General features: G+C 43.3%; 13 protein-coding genes. 8 read left to right on the top strand and 5 right to left on the bottom strand.

The genetic code is table 11. The features are described 5' to 3' along the window. Genes AB9N12_RS13170 through AB9N12_RS13135 form a run of 8 tightly spaced genes read left to right on the top strand, consistent with a single transcriptional unit; the run spans window position 1 to window position 12,621 of the window. Window positions 1-3,564 carry a SusC/RagA family TonB-linked outer membrane protein gene (locus AB9N12_RS13170; protein ID WP_369892484.1) on the top strand — a complete coding sequence of 1,188 codons (3,564 nt, stop codon included), beginning with the start codon at window positions 1-3 and terminating at the stop codon, window positions 3,562-3,564. An 11-nt stretch (window positions 3,565-3,575) separates the two neighbouring features. Next, a complete protein-coding gene (locus AB9N12_RS13165; RefSeq protein WP_369892483.1) occupies window positions 3,576-5,126 on the top strand; it encodes a RagB/SusD family nutrient uptake outer membrane protein in 1,551 nt (516 codons plus the stop codon). Between the two features lie 36 nt (window positions 5,127-5,162). Beyond that, the gene (locus AB9N12_RS13160) at window positions 5,163-6,206 is read left to right on the top strand and encodes a hypothetical protein (RefSeq protein WP_369892482.1); all 1,044 of its coding nucleotides are present in this window, start codon (window positions 5,163-5,165) and stop codon (window positions 6,204-6,206) included. A 41-nt stretch (window positions 6,207-6,247) separates the two neighbouring features. Beyond that, complete coding sequence (locus AB9N12_RS13155) at window positions 6,248-7,261, top strand: TlpA family protein disulfide reductase (protein WP_369892481.1); 1,014 nt, start codon at window positions 6,248-6,250, stop codon at window positions 7,259-7,261. 32 nt (window positions 7,262-7,293) lie between these two features. Then, on the top strand, window positions 7,294-9,000 hold the full coding sequence (locus AB9N12_RS13150) for a S8 family serine peptidase (RefSeq protein ID WP_369892480.1): 1,707 nt from the start codon (window positions 7,294-7,296) through the stop codon (window positions 8,998-9,000). A gap of 9 nt (window positions 9,001-9,009) precedes the next feature. Continuing rightward, entirely contained in the window at window positions 9,010-10,149 is a 1,140-nt protein-coding gene (locus AB9N12_RS13145) for a hypothetical protein (RefSeq protein ID WP_369892479.1), read from the top strand. Window position 10,150: 1 nt separating this feature from the next. Continuing rightward, window positions 10,151-11,311, top strand: a complete 1,161-nt coding sequence (locus tag AB9N12_RS13140; protein ID WP_369892884.1) for a hypothetical protein — start codon at window positions 10,151-10,153, stop codon at window positions 11,309-11,311. A 20-nt stretch (window positions 11,312-11,331) separates the two neighbouring features. Next, window positions 11,332-12,621 (top strand): thioredoxin domain-containing protein, encoded by a 1,290-nt coding sequence (locus AB9N12_RS13135; RefSeq protein WP_369892478.1) that lies wholly within the window; start codon window positions 11,332-11,334, stop codon window positions 12,619-12,621. A gap of 614 nt (window positions 12,622-13,235) precedes the next feature. Here AB9N12_RS13135 and AB9N12_RS13130 read toward each other — a convergent pair. The 5 genes from AB9N12_RS13130 to AB9N12_RS13110 form a co-directional block, all read right to left on the bottom strand. After that, entirely contained in the window at window positions 13,236-14,078 is an 843-nt protein-coding gene (locus tag AB9N12_RS13130) for an IS3 family transposase (RefSeq protein ID WP_369889013.1), read from the bottom strand. A gap of 35 nt (window positions 14,079-14,113) precedes the next feature. Further along, the gene (locus tag AB9N12_RS13125) at window positions 14,114-14,491 is read right to left on the bottom strand and encodes a hypothetical protein (protein WP_369889012.1); all 378 of its coding nucleotides are present in this window, start codon (window positions 14,489-14,491) and stop codon (window positions 14,114-14,116) included. A 352-nt stretch (window positions 14,492-14,843) separates the two neighbouring features. Further along, window positions 14,844-15,794 (bottom strand): thioredoxin-disulfide reductase, encoded by a 951-nt coding sequence (trxB, locus tag AB9N12_RS13120; protein WP_369892477.1) that lies wholly within the window; start codon window positions 15,792-15,794, stop codon window positions 14,844-14,846. Between the two features lie 38 nt (window positions 15,795-15,832). Then, on the bottom strand, window positions 15,833-16,474 hold the full coding sequence (locus AB9N12_RS13115; protein WP_369892476.1) for a LolA-like putative outer membrane lipoprotein chaperone: 642 nt from the start codon (window positions 16,472-16,474) through the stop codon (window positions 15,833-15,835). 19 nt (window positions 16,475-16,493) lie between these two features. Continuing rightward, window positions 16,494-18,986, bottom strand: coding sequence for a DNA translocase FtsK (locus AB9N12_RS13110; RefSeq protein WP_369892475.1), 2,493 nt, complete (start codon window positions 18,984-18,986; stop codon window positions 16,494-16,496). Window positions 18,987-19,045 lie beyond the last annotated feature (59 nt).

The raw sequence follows: 19,045 nt of genomic DNA, 5'->3' as shown, positions 1-19,045 counted from the left end.
ATGAAAAAACGAACGCAATCCTTACCATGGGCGATATCTTATGTAAGCAGAAACTTGGTGAAATTCTGCCTTTTATGGATATTCTCCCTTTCTTCACTTATGATTCAAGCACAAGAAAATCAAAGAATCTCTATCGACTTAAGAGGAGAGACTTTGGAAGCAGCACTCTGGTATCTGCAGAATCGTACTAAATTTATCTTTATGTATGCAACGGAAGATATTGCAAATGTAACCGATATCACGGTCAAGGCTAAAGATAAAACGATTATTGAAATTCTGGATGAATGTCTGGAAGGTACTAACTTAACTTACGAAGTTTCCGGTAGTGCAATCGTAATCAAAAAAAAGCAAACCCCTAAAGTAACCATTAGCGGTTGGATTCGAGATGCCAGTGGTGAGGCATTACCCGGAGCCACTGTTACGATTCGAGGGTCCAAACAGGGAGCCATTGCCGGATTGGACGGACGTTATACGTTCAACATTCCCGCACAAGAAGGGTTAATACTGACCTATTCGTTTATCGGAATGGAAAAGAAAACAGTCAAATATACGGGTAAGAAAACAATCAATATCACTCTGAACAATTCCAGTACAGAGATTGACGAAGTGGTGGTAACCGGTTATCAGAACATTCAACGCCGCGACCTCGTAGGTTCTATTACTACGATCAAAGCGAAAGATATTATAATGCCTTCCTATACTACCATCGACCAGATGTTACAAGGGCGCGTGGCAGGTATGGTGGTAACCAATACCAGTAGCCGTGTAGGTACTGCTCCCAAAATTCAGATTCGTGGAACAAGCACCTTATTGGGCAATCAAGACCCTCTATGGGTCGTGGACGGAATCATCCAGGAAGACCCGCTGGATTTGGATGCGACTTCACTGATGACGAACGATTTAAAAAATATCATCGGTAACCAGATCTCCTGGCTGAACCCTGCCGATATCGAAAGCATCAGTATTCTGAAAGACGCCTCCGCAACAGCTATTTATGGTTCGAAAGCATCTAACGGAGTGATTGAAATCACCACCAAAAAGAATACGACAGATCGTCTAAGTGTCAATTATACCTCTAATTTTGTAATAGGTACGCGCCCCAACTACGGACAGTTCAATTACATGAACTCCAAAGAGAGGATACTGTTCTCTCAAGAAGCATTCAACTGGGGAACTCCCTACAGTGCGGAACCTATCAAACAAATATACACCTATGAGGGGTTATTGAATATGTACTTATCACACGAGATATCCTCTGACGAATTCATAGCCCAACGGAATGTGCTGGAGACACAGAATACAGACTGGTTCAAACTGCTCACCCGCCGTTCTTTCAGCCACAATCATAATCTAAGTGTTTCCGGTGGGACAAACAAGTACAGCTACTCAGCGTCTGTGGGATATTCCAAGAGTGAAGGACAGGAAATCGGAAACGACAGTGAACGTATGACAGGTCGTCTCGCCATCACGATACGTCCGGTACAGAAATTAACCATAAATGCAGCCATCAACGGTAGTGTAAGTACCAATAAAGGATTTGCCGGAGGAGTAAATCCTATGGGATATGCGACGACCACTAACCGCTCGATAGCTCCTGATGCATTTTATCAAATGAAAGCCACTTATCCATATAATGAAGGAGTAAAATCATTATCGTACAATTTCATCAATGAACGAGATAATAGCGGCTCGAAATCAGCATCCAGTTATCTGTCCGCTTCACTTGATTTGAGATGGAACATTCTGGATTGGTTGACTTATCAATTCACCGGAGGCTATTCGGATAATAACAGTACGAACGAGGCATGGGAAACAGAACGGACATTTTACATTGCCGAACAATACCGCGGATATGACTTCAACTCGGTTTCACCGGCCAGCAAAGAATTCAAAGCCGCCTTACTGCCTTTCGGCGGTGAATTGTTCACCAATAACGCACATCAATACTCTTACAACATACAGAACAAGTTGCTATTCAGTAAGGCGTTCAATGATGAAAACCGATTGAATGCACTGGTAGGTATGGAGTTGCGTTCTTCTACCAACAAGGGAGTAAACAATACCGTATGGGGATATGTTCCCGACAGAGGAGAAGTCATCACAAGCCCGACCACCATGAAAGCTTTCGAACCTATCAGCGGTTCTCAGAGCAGTGGCTGGGGTATTCTGCAGAGGATATACGACGGTGGTTGGAAAAAAGTAAATACTACAGATAATTTCTTCTCGGTATTTGCGACACTCGCCTATTCATTCAAAAACCGGTATGTAATCAATGCCAATATCCGTAATGACGCATCCAATCGTTTCGGACAAGACAGCAATCATCGCATCGACCCCACCTATTCATTCGGTTTCTCATGGAGAGCTTCCGAAGAAGAGTTCATGAAAAAATATGTAAAGTGGATCACTAATTTAAATTTCCGAGGCACGTATGGTATTCAAGGAAATGCACTGACACGTCTCAGCCCGGACCTGATTCTGAATCAGGGAACAGTAGCGAATCTGTATAACCGATATCAATCTACTATTTCCCAAATTCCCAATCCTACACTCTCTTGGGAGCGTACCAAATCATGGAACTTCGGTGTCGATCTGGAATTATTCGGTCTGTTCAATATGAACCTGGAATATTATACAAGACGCTCTAATGCGATTGTCGAATTAGACCTGCCTTATGAATATGGAATTTCTTCGATGAAACGTAACGGAGGTATCATCCACAACAGAGGTATCGAATACACACTGACCTTCACTCCTATCCAGAAACGTGATTATGCATTAAGCGTCAGTCTGAATGCATCTAAAAACTGGAACGAAGGCGGACATACGGACATCGAAGTCAAGGCAAATGATTTCCTGAACGGACGTTCGGACATCATACTCAAACAAGGCTATCCGCTTAGTGCTTTTTGGTCATATTCATTTGCCGGTCTGGACGGACAAACCGGTGAGCCTCTGTTCAATCTTCTGGATGTTCCGGAAGAGCAGCGGAGCCGATTGATAGACCCTACCACCTATTTGGTTTATTCAGGGCAAAGAGATCCCTATTTTACCGGAGGATTAAATCTAAGCTTCCGATATAAATCATTGACACTAAACACCAGTTTCTCACTCTTATTGGGTAACAAAAAGCGTCTGCCTTCACCCTACTCACAATTCAGCAGTTCCTACTATATGCCCGATCCATATACGAATATAAACCGTGATCTGCTAAACCGTTGGAAAGAGCCGGGAGACGAAGCACATACCATTATACCTTCACTACCTAAAGGCAGTGCGACTCTCATATTGCCTAATGAAGAAAGTTCTTTCAAAATCCCGGTATGGGCACAGTCTGATGCGATGGTTGTAAGCGGTTCATTCCTGCGTTGCCGCAATATCGGTTTATCTTGGCAAATGAAACGCGAATGGTGTGAGAAATTATACATGAAGAACGTGTCTCTCAATTTCAACATGGACAATCTCTTCGTTATCGCCAGCAAACGCTTCAACGGATTCGACCCGGAAGTCAGCAACAGTGTACTTCCACGCAATTATTCATTCGGTATCAACATTGGTTTCTAAAAACATAAAAGATGAAAAAAAATATATATACAATTATAGGAATCGGCCTACTGTCACTGTCATCCTGCTCTGACTTTCTAGAGCCGAAATCCCAAAGCGAATATGTTCCCAAAGACGCTAACGCTCTGCAAGAGATGCTAATCGGCAGTGCTTATCCTCAACATAAGTCAGGTAACAATTTACTAGGCTTTTTAAGTTTCCTCGATGATGATGTCCAGTTTCACAAAACCGGATATGAATTCGACTCCAACTTATTGGGATATGTAGAATCCAAGAAAGCCGTCTTCACATGGCAGCCGTATATGTTTTTCACCATGCAAAAGAACAGTCCCGTTGTCTACAATATCTGGGAAGGTTACTATAAATTTATTTTAGGAGCAAATGCTGCACTTGATTATATCAGTGATGTAAATGGAACGGAAACGGAAAAGAATTATGTGATTGCTCAAGCGTTGGGTCTGAGAGCATTCTATTACTTCATGTTGGTCAATCATTTCGGTGCACCCTATAATTATGACAAACAAGCAGCGGGAGTACCCCTCAAACTAACAAGTAACCTGCTGCCCGAAGAAGAGTTATTAATGACACGTAATAGTGTAGAAGAAGTTTATGACCAGATTGTAAAAGACCTGACTAAAGCGGAGGAGTTATTTCTTACTCTACCGAAAGATAAGCAATACGAACCGAACTATCTAATCAGCCTTCCCATGATACAACTATTGAAATCCCGTGTTTTTCTTTATATGGAAAATTGGAAGGATGCTGCCGTATATGCCAACAAGGTAATCAAAGAATGGTCTTTCTCTTTAATCAATCTGAATAATCTGCCTTCCACATCAACGACAGAGCCTTATTACAATTTCACTTCTTTGAAGTCACCGGAAGTAATCTGGCTATATGGCAATGTATCTGATCTCACAGAGTTCAATAACGAGACGGTATCCCGTGAAGAGGAAGACCCCAATTTTCCCGATTGGAAAACAACCTATTACCGGAAAGCCTTCGTTGCTTCCGATGATTTGATAGGAAGCTTTGAAGACGGAGATTTAAGAAAAGAGAAATACATAGTTAAAGAATATAATAAAGACAATTACAGTTTTTATCCGAACGAATACAGCTCTTTCGGAAAATACCAGATATCCGCTACAGGAGAGCCTAATGGTTCAGAGAACTTTGCACTCTCTTTCAGACTGAGTGAAGCATACCTGAATCTCGCAGAAGCAGCCGCCCACAATAACGAAGAAAACACAGCACTTTCGGCTATGAGAACTTTGTTGGAGAATCGTTACGAACCCGGGAAGTTGGCTATCCCTACCGGATTGACCGGTGAGCCATTGAAGGAGTTTATCAAGGCAGAAAGAAGAAAAGAATTTTGCTTCGAGGGACAACGTTGGTTCGATCTGAGACGTTACGGGATGCCGCCAATCACACACAAATGGGAAGATCAAGTATATACGCTGAAACACAACGATCCCTCCTATACGCTGCCGATTCCGGATGAAGTGCTGATTAAGAACAAATACCTGGAACAAAATCCTTTGGCCCCCAAACGGGAAAATTAATGCTATTAAATTCTAGAACTTAAAAAAAGAACAAAGATGAGAAATATATATCTAATAGGGGGATTACTCATGTGCATGGCATTCACTTCATGCTATGAAGAAGATGCACTTACCCCCACAGAAGGAGGCATTGAATTGCGTTTCAAAGTTCCTCAAGGGACGAATAGTTGGGATAATGACATCGCACAAATACACAAAGATTTCGGTGTTTACCTGATTTATAAAGACCTGCAAGATGAAGATTTCAATCGTAGCTGGACAGGAACGGGAGGTACATCTACAAGCTATAAAGGAGAAGGGTGTATCAGCGACGAAATGGCGCAGTTCTATACGGAATTTATGAAAAAGCACATATTCGCCTACCTCAATAACGAAAAATGTAAAAAAATCACAGATTACGTGCTACCGATGTATTGGTATATGGGATATAACGTACATGTGACAGTGAAATTTGAAGTTGGGGGGGTAGTTCTCTTCGAACAAAATAACGCCATGCACGAAATCACCAACGGACTGGATTATTGGAGTACCTGCTTATTCGGACCTCAGGCAGAAATGACCGACAAATATATTATACCTGAGGACGAACCAACGTTTAGCCAACGCCGAAAAATGATTCTCGGCAATATCATAAAAATAGCCATAGAAAGAAAGCTAATCGCCATTCCCGAAGAGTTCAACCGCGGTTTGGATTATGTGACTCCTATATCTGATAATCAGGACAGTCCTGATTATCAACTGAAAAGGGGATTCCCAGGTACTGTAAATACAACCACATTCTCACCGAATGAAGGATACGACGGTAGCAATCCGACCCAAGAAGCTGCATTTGCAGGATATGTCTTGCTATCCTTGTATTATACGAAAGCCGAAAGCGATGTACAATACGCTCAATACCCGCTTATCACCGAAAAATTCACTTTGGTACGCAATTATATGAAAGACAATTATGGAATTGATCTGGAAGCCATCGCCAAGGGTCCGGATAACTGGGATATCGAGCCTCATCCTGAAATACCGGGCAATAACGATGAAGAAGGTGGAGACGAAGGAGGTGGAGACGATTGGTCTAACTGGTGATAACCATCCGTCTACAACGATTCTCATTTAAATACAATTCTATGATATCAATAAAGAAACTTTTCTTTTTATTCTTCTTATCCATCTTATGCACCACGACAACTTCGTGGTGCAAAGATGGATTACAAATTAAAGGCAAATTAAAAATACTGAAGCCTACGACTTTGCAAGTAAAAGACCTGAACGGAACGCTTATTCTTAGTTGTGATCTACACTCCAATAAAGAGTTCGCCACGGAACAGAAGTGGATTCGCCCCGATATCTACACGTTGCGGATCGGAGAAACGGAAGAGAAAATATATTTCGAGAACCACGAGGTGAACATCAACGGCTACTACGATGAGACAAGTCCGGAACAGAGCTCCCTGTCGTTTAAAGGCATCGATTCGTTCCTCTCCCTGCAAGAATATTTGCCTACAGAAAAAGACCCAGACAAAGCAATCATTTCCCTTCCGGCCCACACGCAACTATCAACCGGTATGGCAGCCGCACTAGCCTATCTGGCCAATGTGAATGATTATTACTCCAACAAGAAGTTATTGGATATGATTCCCAATGAAGAACGAAATTCTTTATCTGCCCAATGGCTGGTGGAAAGAGTCCAGATTCTCTCCCACCAAATTATAGGTGCAGAATGTCCGGACTTTACTTTCACTGATGTCAATGACCGGCCTGTCAGTTTAAAAGACTTTCGCGGTAAAATTGTTGTACTAGACTTCTGCGCTTCCTGGTGTGCCCCTTGCCGCAAAGAGATGCGCAGCATGCTGAAAATATACAATGAACTGAAAGCAGACGATTTGGAATTCATCAGCGTATCACTGGACAATAACCAGGCTAAATGGAAAAAAATGCTGGACGAGGAGAAACTTCCTTGGGTAATGCTGTGGGATAAAGCGGGCTTTCCTAAAAGCAATGAAAACCCCAGTGCCATTCAGACTGCGTATGGATTTTATGCCATTCCTTTTCTTGTAGTCATTGACAAAGAAGGTAAACTTGTAGCACGTAATGTCCGCGGCGAAGAAGTACGCAAAGCCATATTAAAAGCCAGAAATTAATTCAACATATAAATATTATAATTCACTCTACAATGAAGAAACTTACATTCTTTACTTTATGCTGCCTTATTTGTGGGACTGCATCAGCCCAGTTAGTCAAACAAAAGATAGAAACACAAAAGAAACAATCCGAGCTGGATTGGTTTAACTGTTCTTTCGACCAAGACAGTGTATATGGAGCAGAAGTAAACAAAGCCTATGATTACCTGAAAGCCAATAAAAAGAAAGCTAAAAAAAGAGCAGTCATCGCACTGATTGGAACAGGAATGGACGTGGAACACGAAGATTTGAAACAGGCGATTTGGGTGAATCCCAAAGAAAAGCAGAACCAAAAAGACGATGACAAGAATGGGTTGACAGACGACATCAATGGATGGAATTTCATCGGCGGTAAAGATGACCAGGTCATGGAAGCCCTGACACGTGAAGGAGAACGTGAATTTTTCCGTCTGAAAGATAAATATGCAGATTATATCTCTGATGGAAAGAAATATTATAAAATCATTAACGGAAAGCGACAGGAAGTTCCCGCACCGGAAAACATACAAGAATACAATTACTATCGTTTCAAGGTGATGCCGGAATCCCGAATCGGGGGAGCCTATGCCGGCCTGCAACTTTCGTATGTCATTGAAGAATATGTCGAGAAATTCGATAAGGACATGAAGAAACGTTTCCCCGGAAAAGAATTAACGATCGAAGAGTTTCAAAGTTGTTACGATCCCAAAGCGGAAAAAGACAGCCTTTCCGAAGTGGCTTTTGTTTTTACAGCCTATTCATTCAGTCTTTATAATACAGACAAATGGGAACCTGTATACCAGAATATGGGGAAAAGAAGCGTAAAGACAGCCCGGGCAGCTTATGAAGAAGCCCTGAAGAAATATGGAGCTGATAATCGGAAAGAGATTGTAGGTGACAACCCTTTGGATATTAACGACACGCATTACGGCAATCATGTACTATTGACATCGGATGCAGCCACCGGTGTCATGCAAGCAGGTGTCATTGCAGCCAAACGTGACAATGGCATCGGGAGTAACGGCATTGCCGATAATGCCGAAATCATGACCCTGCGTATCCATCCGGGAGAAGGAGAGCCTTACCTGAAAGATATGGCATTGGCCATTCGCTATGCTGTCAGCCACGGAGCCGATGTGATTGTATTACCGGAACAAAACGCCATCTATCCGAAAGAGCAGAGACAGTGGGTAACAGACGCACTGAAAGAAGCGGAAAAGAAAGGAGCATTGGTGATCGTTCCGGTGTGGGATTCGTCAGTAGATATGGATAAGAACGAACTCCTCCCCCATCGTAAAATGAGCAAAGACGGAGAACTTACCAATTTTATGGTAGTTGCTTCTTCAGACAAGAATGGGAATCCGGTATTGAACACCGATTATGGTGCTACCACTCTTGACTTGTATGCTCCGGGAACAGACATTTATTCGTCTTACATGGGAGATACCTATCAAAAAGGAAGCGATAAAGGAATGGCTTCGGCTACGGTAGCCGGTGTGGCCGCCCTTGTAAAATCTTATTTCCCCAAACTGACAGGCTCTCAAATCCGTGATATATTACTGAAAAGCGTCACTTCACGCAAAGGTGTAGAAGTAGAAAAAGGAATCCGCGTGGATGACACCCCTTCACAGGATTTGTTCCTTTTCGAAGATTTATGCCTTTCCGGAGGTATCGTAAATGCATATCAAGCCATTTTGGAAGCAGAGAAAGTAAGCAAATAAAAATAAGTCATGAATTATACTCGTCTAATAATAGCCGCCATCACCTTTTGTTTGGCCATTCCTTTATCCGCTCAATCCTACCAAGCAACCATACCTTATCAAATGCTAGGCGGGAAAATGATTGTCGAAATGAAAGTAAACGGCCATGCACACCCTTTCATTTTTGATACCGGAGGGCACACCGCACTCACGGCCAAAGCCTGCCAGGCACTGCAAATAGCGGCAACGGACTCGATGAAGATAACGGACGTGAACAACGTGGAAGGCTATCATAAAACCGTGCACATAGAAAACCTCACCACTCCCGATAATGTCATCAACTTTAAGAACGTCCCGTCATTGGTTATTAATGAAGTAAAAGGATGGGAATGTTTCGGCGTGGACGGTGTTATCGGCAGCGATTTGTTTGCCAGTGCCATTGTCAGCATTGATTCGCAGACGAGAACGATCACAGTAACCTCCGCTGAAAGACCTTCTACGGTCTCCTTACGAAAAATGTTGAATTTCACGAGAGATGGCGGAATGCCGATTATCAGTGTACAGATAGCTCCAGCCAGCAATATCGATGTATTATTCGATACGGGCAGCCCCGGCTTGTTGTCTCTGATCGAAAGTGATTTTGAAAATATCCAATCGGAGGCTTCCATGAACATCGTTTCCGAAGGGTATGGAGAAGGAAGCGTCGGAGTGGCGGGACAAGCAGACAAGGCTTCTTCCTATAGAATACAGATCCCCTTGTTGTCAGTGGGAGCCGCCAAATTTCGTAATTTGACGACCTGTACGGGCAAGCACCCTTATACCTTATTAGGTGTCAAACTGCTGGAATACGGCAAAGTAACCATCGACTATCCGCGCAGAAGATTCTATTTGGAAGCCTTCCAACCGGATTATGAGATCAACACCCCATGCAACAACTTCGATTTAACGGTCAAAGACGGAGACTTGTATGTTTCTACCGTATGGAGCAGTACGAAAGGCAAGATAGCAGTCGGAGACAAGGTCATTAAAATCAATGGCAAGCCTACTAAGAAATATGACTTCTGCGAAAGTATTCTGAACGGGATACCGGAATTGGAAAAGAAAAAGAAAACAAAGCTAACGATTGAGACTGCTTCCGGAGTAAAGGATATTATCTATGAAAAAGAATAAGATGAAAAGAATAACAATGCTGATCAGCTTATGGCTGTTATTCTTTCCAAACGGTGGGCAAGAGATGGCAGCGCAAATCCGGAACAAGGTTTGCGATACCATTCCTTATGAATTCATCCAAGAGAAAATCATTATACCTGTCACCGTTAATGGCGTAAATACGAAATACATTGTCGATACCGGAGGAAGAACAGGAACCATGTATGATGCTGCAATGAAAATGAATGCCACTGCTGCAGGATATATGCGTGTTTCTGACGTGAATGCACAAAGCTCCAATTATCAGGAAGCCTACGTACAGGATATTACCATCGGAAAGAACTACCAAATCAAACAGTTGAAAACGATGGTACTGCCCAAGGATCCGTTCTTCGCAGAGTTGGGAGTTGCCGGTATTCTTGGTGGAGATGCTTTTGCGCAATCGGTAGTTACATTCGATTCCCGGTCGAAGATCATGGTTATCAACTATCCATATCGTCCCGAAAGGTTGAAAGTAACGGATGGAATCCCCTTGTTGAATGAGACAGAACATTATTCCGTAGTCAACGTCCGCTTAGGAGATCATGATTTACGAGTGCTGTTTGACACAGGTGCCGGAGGCTTTCTCCTATATTCTACGGAGGATTATAACAACCTGGCTGACATTTCGAAAGTGACCAATCATGGATACGGTATCGTAGCAGCCGGAATAACAGGTCTGGGCAATCCGGTGGATATAAAGAAGATAACCGTACCTTCCATCAACATCATGGGCAAGGAATTCACGAATGTAGGCAGTACAACGACCGTTATGAATGAAACGATCATCGGAGTAGACCTGCTTACATACGGTAAAGTAATTATCGATTATATGCGCAAACGTTTTTACTTCTTCCCGTTCGAAGAAGGGAAAACCGATATGGGTGGCGCTCCCGCTCTTTGGAACGTGAGCATATTGCCACGTAATGAAAGGTTTGAAATCACAACGATATGGGACAGCATGAAAGATAAAGTTGCTTTCGGCGATGAAGTGATTAATATCAACGGTACTTCCCTGAAAGATTGTCCGATGAGCCAGATGGCCGTGGAAGAGATCATGAATGCCATACCGGGAGATACCGGTTATATCATTATCAAGAAAGACAATCAGGAGAAAAGGATTGAAATCAAGAAAGAGAAATGAACTTTAAATAGGAAAAAGAGATGAAACGAATAATCACCCAAGTGTATCTCTGCCTGCTTGCATTTTGTATTGCCGGAGGCAGCAGTGCACAGACAACCAATAGTATGACAGAGGTCATTCCATTCAAGACGATCGATGGAAAGATGATTGTAGAGGCTACCATAAATGGAGAAACGGCCGATTTTGTCCTCGACCTGTCAGGACATAACGCGCTGCTTCCCGAAGCGCTTGAGAAATTACATATCAACCCGGATAAAAAGGGGACCTTTAGCTCCTATCAGGATTTTATGTTCAAACAGGTCCCCGTTGGGAAGGTCTATGAAATGGAAACAGTAGCTATCGGCAACAACACATTTGCCAATGATCTTCCGGTTTTCGCGCTGGAAGACGAACCGTATCTACGCAAGCTGGGGGTTATGGGGGTATTGAGTGGATCCCTCTTCCGCACCTCTGTCCTGACGATCGATATGCAACGGAAAAGAATAACAATCACGCAACCCTACCGTCCTTCCTACATGAAACTAAACCATCGGGAGAACTTCAACCTGGTAACGGGATTGGGAGTTGTATGTCCGATAAACATTCAGGGGAAACCCGCCTCCCTCGTTCTGGATACATGGAGTGACGGACTGGTGAATCTTACAGAAGAAGACTTCAAGACATGGAGCGCACACTATGCCAAAGGGACCAACCAGAAGGTTTCCATTGGATATAAAGCGACCGCTCAAGAAGAGGAAAGTCTCATCTTGCCTGAAACGATGTTCGTAAAAACGAAGATTGAAGAGGCTATGGCCGTGAAGAACCCATACTTGAAACGCTCTGTGTTAGGCAAAAAAATACTGGACTACGGAATCATATCCATCGACTATATTCATCAGAAAATATACTTCCAGCCATTTGACATGGTTCCCATACCGGAAGCGGAAGCCAAAGTAACGGAAACCAAGGTTGAAGACGGCAAACTGAATCCGATTACCCGACAATTCTTCCTCGAACATATCTTCGACTACAGAAAAGGGAATGATTTCATTTATAACGGAGACAAACCGGTTGTGATCGATTTCTGGGCAACTTGGTGCGGACCTTGTATGCGGCTGCTTCCGGAAATGGAAAAGCTGGCTGAAAAGTATAAAGGCAAAGTCCTGTTCTATAAGGTTAATGCGGACAAAGAAAAGGATTTATGCAATCAATTCGGGGTACAGGCATTGCCTACTTTATTCTTCATCCCTGCAGGCGGCAAACCGATTATTGAAGTCGGAGCCACTCCGGAGAAGTATGAACAAATTATTGAAGAACAGCTACTGAAATAAGAACTCTCTCTTTTAGCATATAACTACATTAATCTGCAACTTTAACTGAAGAGGGTGTGTCATAATGCCTGAATATAAAGATTTACCCCTGCCACAGATAGCTATAGCAGAGGTCATTTCTTCAAAAAGGGAATTTTGACACACCCTCTTTTTCTATAGTATAACGTGCGGAAGACTTTGATAAGACTATCCATATATAACATATATGATTTGTTTCAAGATGTTTCAATTGCTTGAAACACTTTGTTTCAAGCCACGAAACACTTTGTTTCAAGCCGCAAAACACTTTGTTTCAAGCCGCAAAACACTTTGTTTCAAGCCACAAAACACTTTGTTTTGACTTATACTAGAAATGGTTGTCACTTTTAGAGGCTAGTTACTAAATAAGTTGTCACATTCTGTTATTCATAACTAAAACAGTTGTTAGTTTCTTCCCTTTGCTCCTAAGATAGTTGTCATACGTAAAAACAATGGACAAATCTGAGTGTGCTCGGGCTCTCGGTAAAAGTCAATAGGGTTCGACACCCTATTGGCTTTTGTGAGACAATGGCTTAAACCGTCATGTCCCGGGTTCTCGGTATCGCAAATATAGTATTTATTTATCATATGGAACCTTATTTTTTCCACAATGATTTTCCCGGCACCTCTCCATGATATACGTCCATGGGTTTTTTCATACCTATGCTCATATGCGGTCGTCCATTATTATAGAAGTCAATCATTCGCGTAATCTGCTCCCGTGCCATCTCTTTATCCCTGAACAGCGACATGCCGTATATCCATTCCGTTTTCAGGATGCCATTCATCCTTTCTGCTACCGCATTGTCCGTCGGGTTGTAATCTTCAGTCATGCTCACACGTATATGATGAGTGACCAGTGTGTCGATATAGGCATCGCAGGCATACTGTACCCCCCGGTCGGAATGGTGGATTGTGCCGCAAAGATTGCCACCTCCGGCCTCATTGATGGCCTGTTCCAGTGCCTGTAGCGTATATTCGGCATGCAAACTGGGAGAGAGCACCCATCCTAAAACGGCATGTGAGTACATGTCCGTTACAAGATGGAGGTAGCATACGCCACCTTCAATCCAGATGTAAGTGATGTCACATACCCAGATATGGTTCGGGTATTGTGCCGTTACCCCCTTGATCAGATTCGGATACTTCTTGTAAAGATGGTGGGAGTCCGTCGTATGCCTGGGTTTCTTCGGGGGCAGCATAAGGCGTTCCGAACGCAGCAGATGAAGGAAGGCATCCCGCCCTCCGGTTATCTCGCTTCCATAAAGGGAGCGGAGCTCATGGTATAATTTCAAACCACCGATGCCCGGAGCCTTTGAGCGGTAGAAGAAGACGGCATCCAAGATGGCTGTTCTGATCTGATGACGCGACAAAAGATTTTTTTTCTTTTTGTAATAGGCCTGGGAAGACATGCCAAACAGTCCGCAAAGGGTTTTCACACTGATGTGAGGAAACTCTTCACGAAGGCCGGTGACTATTTGGCACCATCTTTTTTTAAGATGGAAATCCCTTCTTCTCTTTCTGTGAGTTCAATCAGTCTTTCAAAGGCATGGGAACGAAGTTTTTCAAGTTCCAAAGCCTTTCTCAGACGCAAATTTTCCGCTTCAAGAAGTTCTTCTTTAGATTTTGATTTTGGATTCTTTTTCATTTGAAGATCTGACAGAAGTTCGGGGGACAAAGATAAGGAATCCGAATCAATTGCATAACACTTTTGCCAACGCAGAATATAAGTATGGTTGGGTAAACCCCATTTCTTGGCAGTAGCAAACATTGACAAACCGCTACTGAAGTAATCACGGAGAACTTCCAATTTGAAAGTCTCAGAATAAATCTTACGAGATAATTTAGACATAATTTTTCTTTTTTTATGTCTCTAAAAAGGTGTCAACCTAAATCCGTATAAGACATTTCAAGCCACAAAACACTTTGTTCAAAGCGCTGAACACTTTGTTCAAGACACAAAATGTTTTAAATGACTGTTTACTATAGGAAAATAGGCGGTGATAGGTGATAGATGAGGTGATAGGTCAATAACAACCTATCACCATTCTGAAAGTACGATGAATAAGGAATTTCAGGAATACGGTGATAGGTTGAAAGAGGATTTTCATTTTTTATCTATGAGGGAGTTTGTCTTTTCCTTCCTAACGGTGAGATGACACCGCTGTATTTACTTTGTCCCTCCTATGATCAAATGAACGGAATTAAATGAGTCCTTTCGCAGAAAGGTAACGCTCTGCCTCCAAGGCAGCCTTGCAACCACTTCCCGCAGCCGTAATGGCCTGACGATAATGCGGATCGGCCACGTCTCCTGCCGCAAAAACTCCGGGGACTTTGGTACGGGGACTATTACCCTCCGTGATGATATACCCCACTTCATCCGTATCGATGTATTCTTTAAATATCTCAGTATTCGGTTTATGCCCGATAGCCAGGAAGAAACCGTCGATAGGCAAGCTATAACGTTCTTCATCCGGTTCGCCCAAACGCTTTACCAGGTTTACACCTTCTACCCCGTTGTCGCCAAACAAACCAACCGCGTTATGTTCAAAAAGAACTTCAATCTTCTCGTGGTTCATGACTCGCTCCTGCATAATCTTCGATGCACGCAGGAAAGGTTTGCGGACAATCAGATATACTTTAGATGCAAGTCCGGCAAGATAAACAGCCTCTTCACAAGCTGTATCACCTCCGCCGACTACGGCAACCACTTTCTTACGATAGAAAAATCCGTCGCAAGTGGCACAAGCACTTACCCCCATTCCGGCATATTTCTTTTCATCCTCCAGCCCCAGATATTTAGCGGTAGCTCCGGTAGCAATAATCAATGTCTCTGTTTCGATAACCTTATCACCGTCAATGGTTATTTTATAAGGAGCCTTGCTCAAATCGGCCGCTGTAACAATGCCGAAACGCATGTCTGTTCCGAAACGGCTTGCCTGTGCACGCAAGTCTTCCATCAACTGTGGACCACTGATACCTTCCGGATAACCGGGGAAGTTCTCCACCTCCGTAGTAGTAGTCAACTGACCACCCGGCTGCAATCCTTCATAAAGCACCGGACATAAATTTGCACGTCCTGCATAAATCGCTGCCGTATATCCGGCAGGACCTGAACCAATAATCAGGCATTTCATTTTTTCTATTTCTGCCATTTCAATCTATCTTTTTATTATTTGGTTATAAACACATATTATCTCAAATCTATCACCTCCGCATTGGGATATTGTCTTTTATCGAACATAAACACCCGATCCGCATAATTCTGATTAGTCTGATAACTCGTAATGGTTATCTCATTACGAGTCTGCCGACCACGTTGCCGAAGCAAAATATACAAAGGTTCGTAAGTATCCTTCGTCACCCAAAGAGTGATCTGCTCCAGCTCTTGCTTCTGATTCCCGGCAGTCAAAACGACCTCCCACACAGCTTTTCCACGATAGGTCTTGGTTCCTCCCAGCTTGGGCGAGAATCCTTTCCGATACAGATATAGAAATGCATACGGATTGATCTGCTGCAACTCTTCCTGTGTCGGATTGCTAACGTTCACTTCATCATTCTTTGTCACATAACTCCACTGCGTTTTTCCATCAAACCAAGTGGTGATATCGGACGTTTTCAGTACGAATTTCTCTCCTTTCAACTGAATCGTTCCTTTTTCAGCACCTTCTACCAGCCCGTTTGTCACAGCCTTTACAGTAAAATCGGCTCTCACACCACCTGCTTTACGAAACGCCTCAGCCGCCTTATCAAGAATGACCTTCGCCTGCTGTTGTTGAGCCATCGCAGGCAAAGAGAATAAAGCTATTAAAACACTAAAAATGTACTTTCTCATCGGATTCATAAACGAACGGTTATTGTAAATTGTTCAATCGCATTTCAAGGTCATTCTCGTCCATGCACAGCACGTCACGTGCCTTGCTTCCTTGCGTAGGACCCACAATTCCGGCTTTCTCCAATTGATCCATGATACGGCCGGCACGATTATAGCCAATCGCAAATTTACGCTGGATCAATGAAGTGGAACCTTGCTGATGAATGACAACCAACCGCGCCGCATCTTCAAACAACGGATCCAGACGTCCCATATCAACATCCCCTACTTCACTATTACTATCTTCACTCACATATTCGGGCAAAAAGAACGGAGTAGGATACCCTTGCTGACGGGAAATAAATCTGGTAATATCCTCTACTTCCGGTGTATCGATAAAGGCACATTGCACACGTACCGGATCAGCTCCCTGCAAGAAGAGCATATCTCCCTTACCAATCAGGCGGTTGGCACCCGGACGGTCCAGAATAGTACGGGAGTCCATCATGGCAGATACACGGAAAGCGATACGCGCCGGGAAGTTGGCTTTAATCGTACCCGTAATAATATTAGTAGTCGGACGCTGTGTAGCAATAATCATGTGGATACCGACAGCACGCGCCAACTGTGCTATACGGGCAATCGGAAGTTCCACTTCCTTACCGGCAGTCATGATCAAATCTCCAAACTCATCGATCACCACTACGATATACGGCATAAACTTATGTCCCTTTTCCGGATTCAAGCGACGATTGATAAATTTCTCGTTATACTCTTTGATATTACGCACATGTGCCATCTTCAAAAGATCATAACGGGTATCCATCTCCACACAAACCGAATTCAAGGTTTGCACCACTTTCGTGACGTCCGTAATAATCGGGTCACCTCCATCAGGGAGTTTGGCAAGGAAATGATTTTCAATCACCGAATAGATACTGAATTCCACTTTCTTCGGATCGACCAGCACAAACTTCAATTCTGCCGGATGCTTCTTATATAATAAGGAGGTGATAATGGCATTCAAACCGACAGATTTACCTTGACCGGTTGCACCGGCCACCAATACGTGCGGCATCTTGCAAAGGTCGAACATGAAGACTTCATTCGTGATCGTCTTACCCAATACAATAGGTAAGTCATATTTGGATTCCTGGAATTTCTTGCTTCCGATCACACTCTGTCCGGAAACGATCTTCGGGTTCTTGTTCGGTACTTCAATGCCGATGGTTCCTTTACCCGGTATCGGAGCAATAATACGGATACCGTCGGCAGAAAGACTCAATGCGATATCATCTTCCAAACCACGGATTTTAGAAATACGCACTCCCTGTTCCGGAGTAATTTCATATAGAGTGACCGTAGGTCCCACGGTTGCTTTAATCGTACTGATTTCAATTCCGAAGCTGCGCAATGTATTAATGATACGATCTTTATTGGCATTCTGTTCGTCCATGTCAATCGTCGGATCATCATTATCGAAATGCTTCATCAGATCAATAGTCGGGAAACGGTAGTTTTCCAAATCCTTCGTAGGATTGTACGGTTCGAGTTCAGGACCCTGATATTCTTCTTCCGCAGTAGCCGGTTCTACCTCAAATCCGGGTTCCGCCTCTTCCAAGAATTCTTCCTGCACAAGAGAAGCCGAATTAGAAACAGTCGGTTCAAATACCATCGTCACTCCTTCACTTTCGTCAGATACAGAGGTCTCTTCCTTTTCCGATTTATTATCAGAAAAGGCGTCTTCAGGTTCTTCAGCCTGCATATCCGTCACCGGTGCCGGAGGAGATGTCTGTTTATACGTTCGTTTCAAATTGAACTCCATCTCTTGCGGTTGGGAAGTCGTAAATTCCGGAGCGTCTTCTCCTTCCGGAACGTTCTCCTTTTCTTCTTTCTTTTCGCGTTTCAGGAAACTCAATGCGAAAAGTTTACGCAACCAGATGACGGTACGTGCACTTATATATATGAAGAAACAGATAGCCGTTATCAACAGAATCATCCATACACCGGGTACTCCCACTTGCGAAATCAGCCAACGACTGACATTATATCCGTGCATGCCTCCCAAATAAATGAAGGAATCCTGATAATGATCCATAAAAGCGAATCCGAAGAATACGGAGAACCAGATCAATAAGAGTGTACAGCCGATAAACCACTTCCACAGACGCACAACACGTACACGCATCAACTTCAATCCAGCCACCGCCAGGAAAACCAGTATGAAGAAGGAGGAAATACCGAAACAGTCATTAATCAGATAGCTGGCCAACTGCGCTCCGCGTGACCCGGCATAATTCTTCACCTGATTGTTAACAGCTGCCAAGTCTGCCGAACTGCCACTATCGATAATACTTTGATCGGCAGCCCCCGTGAAGAAGAAGGAAGAAAAAGCCAACAACAGATAAACGGAAAAGATGACCAGCATCAACCCGATTACAAAATGAACGGTTTCATTCTTACATACAGCCGCAATTTTGCTGAGGAAAGAGGGGGTGCGTTCCGCCTCCTTATCTAAATTCTTCTTTGCCATGAGTCTTTTATTCTTTTTATAAAACCGGAATGAAATTCTAAGCGGCAAAAATAATAAAA

This window comes from Bacteroides sp. AN502(2024) (assembly GCF_041227145.1).
GTDB lineage: Bacteria > Bacteroidota > Bacteroidia > Bacteroidales > Bacteroidaceae > Bacteroides.
Note: the sequence above shows the minus strand (reverse complement) of the source record. Positions and strands in the feature narration are given on the sequence as shown.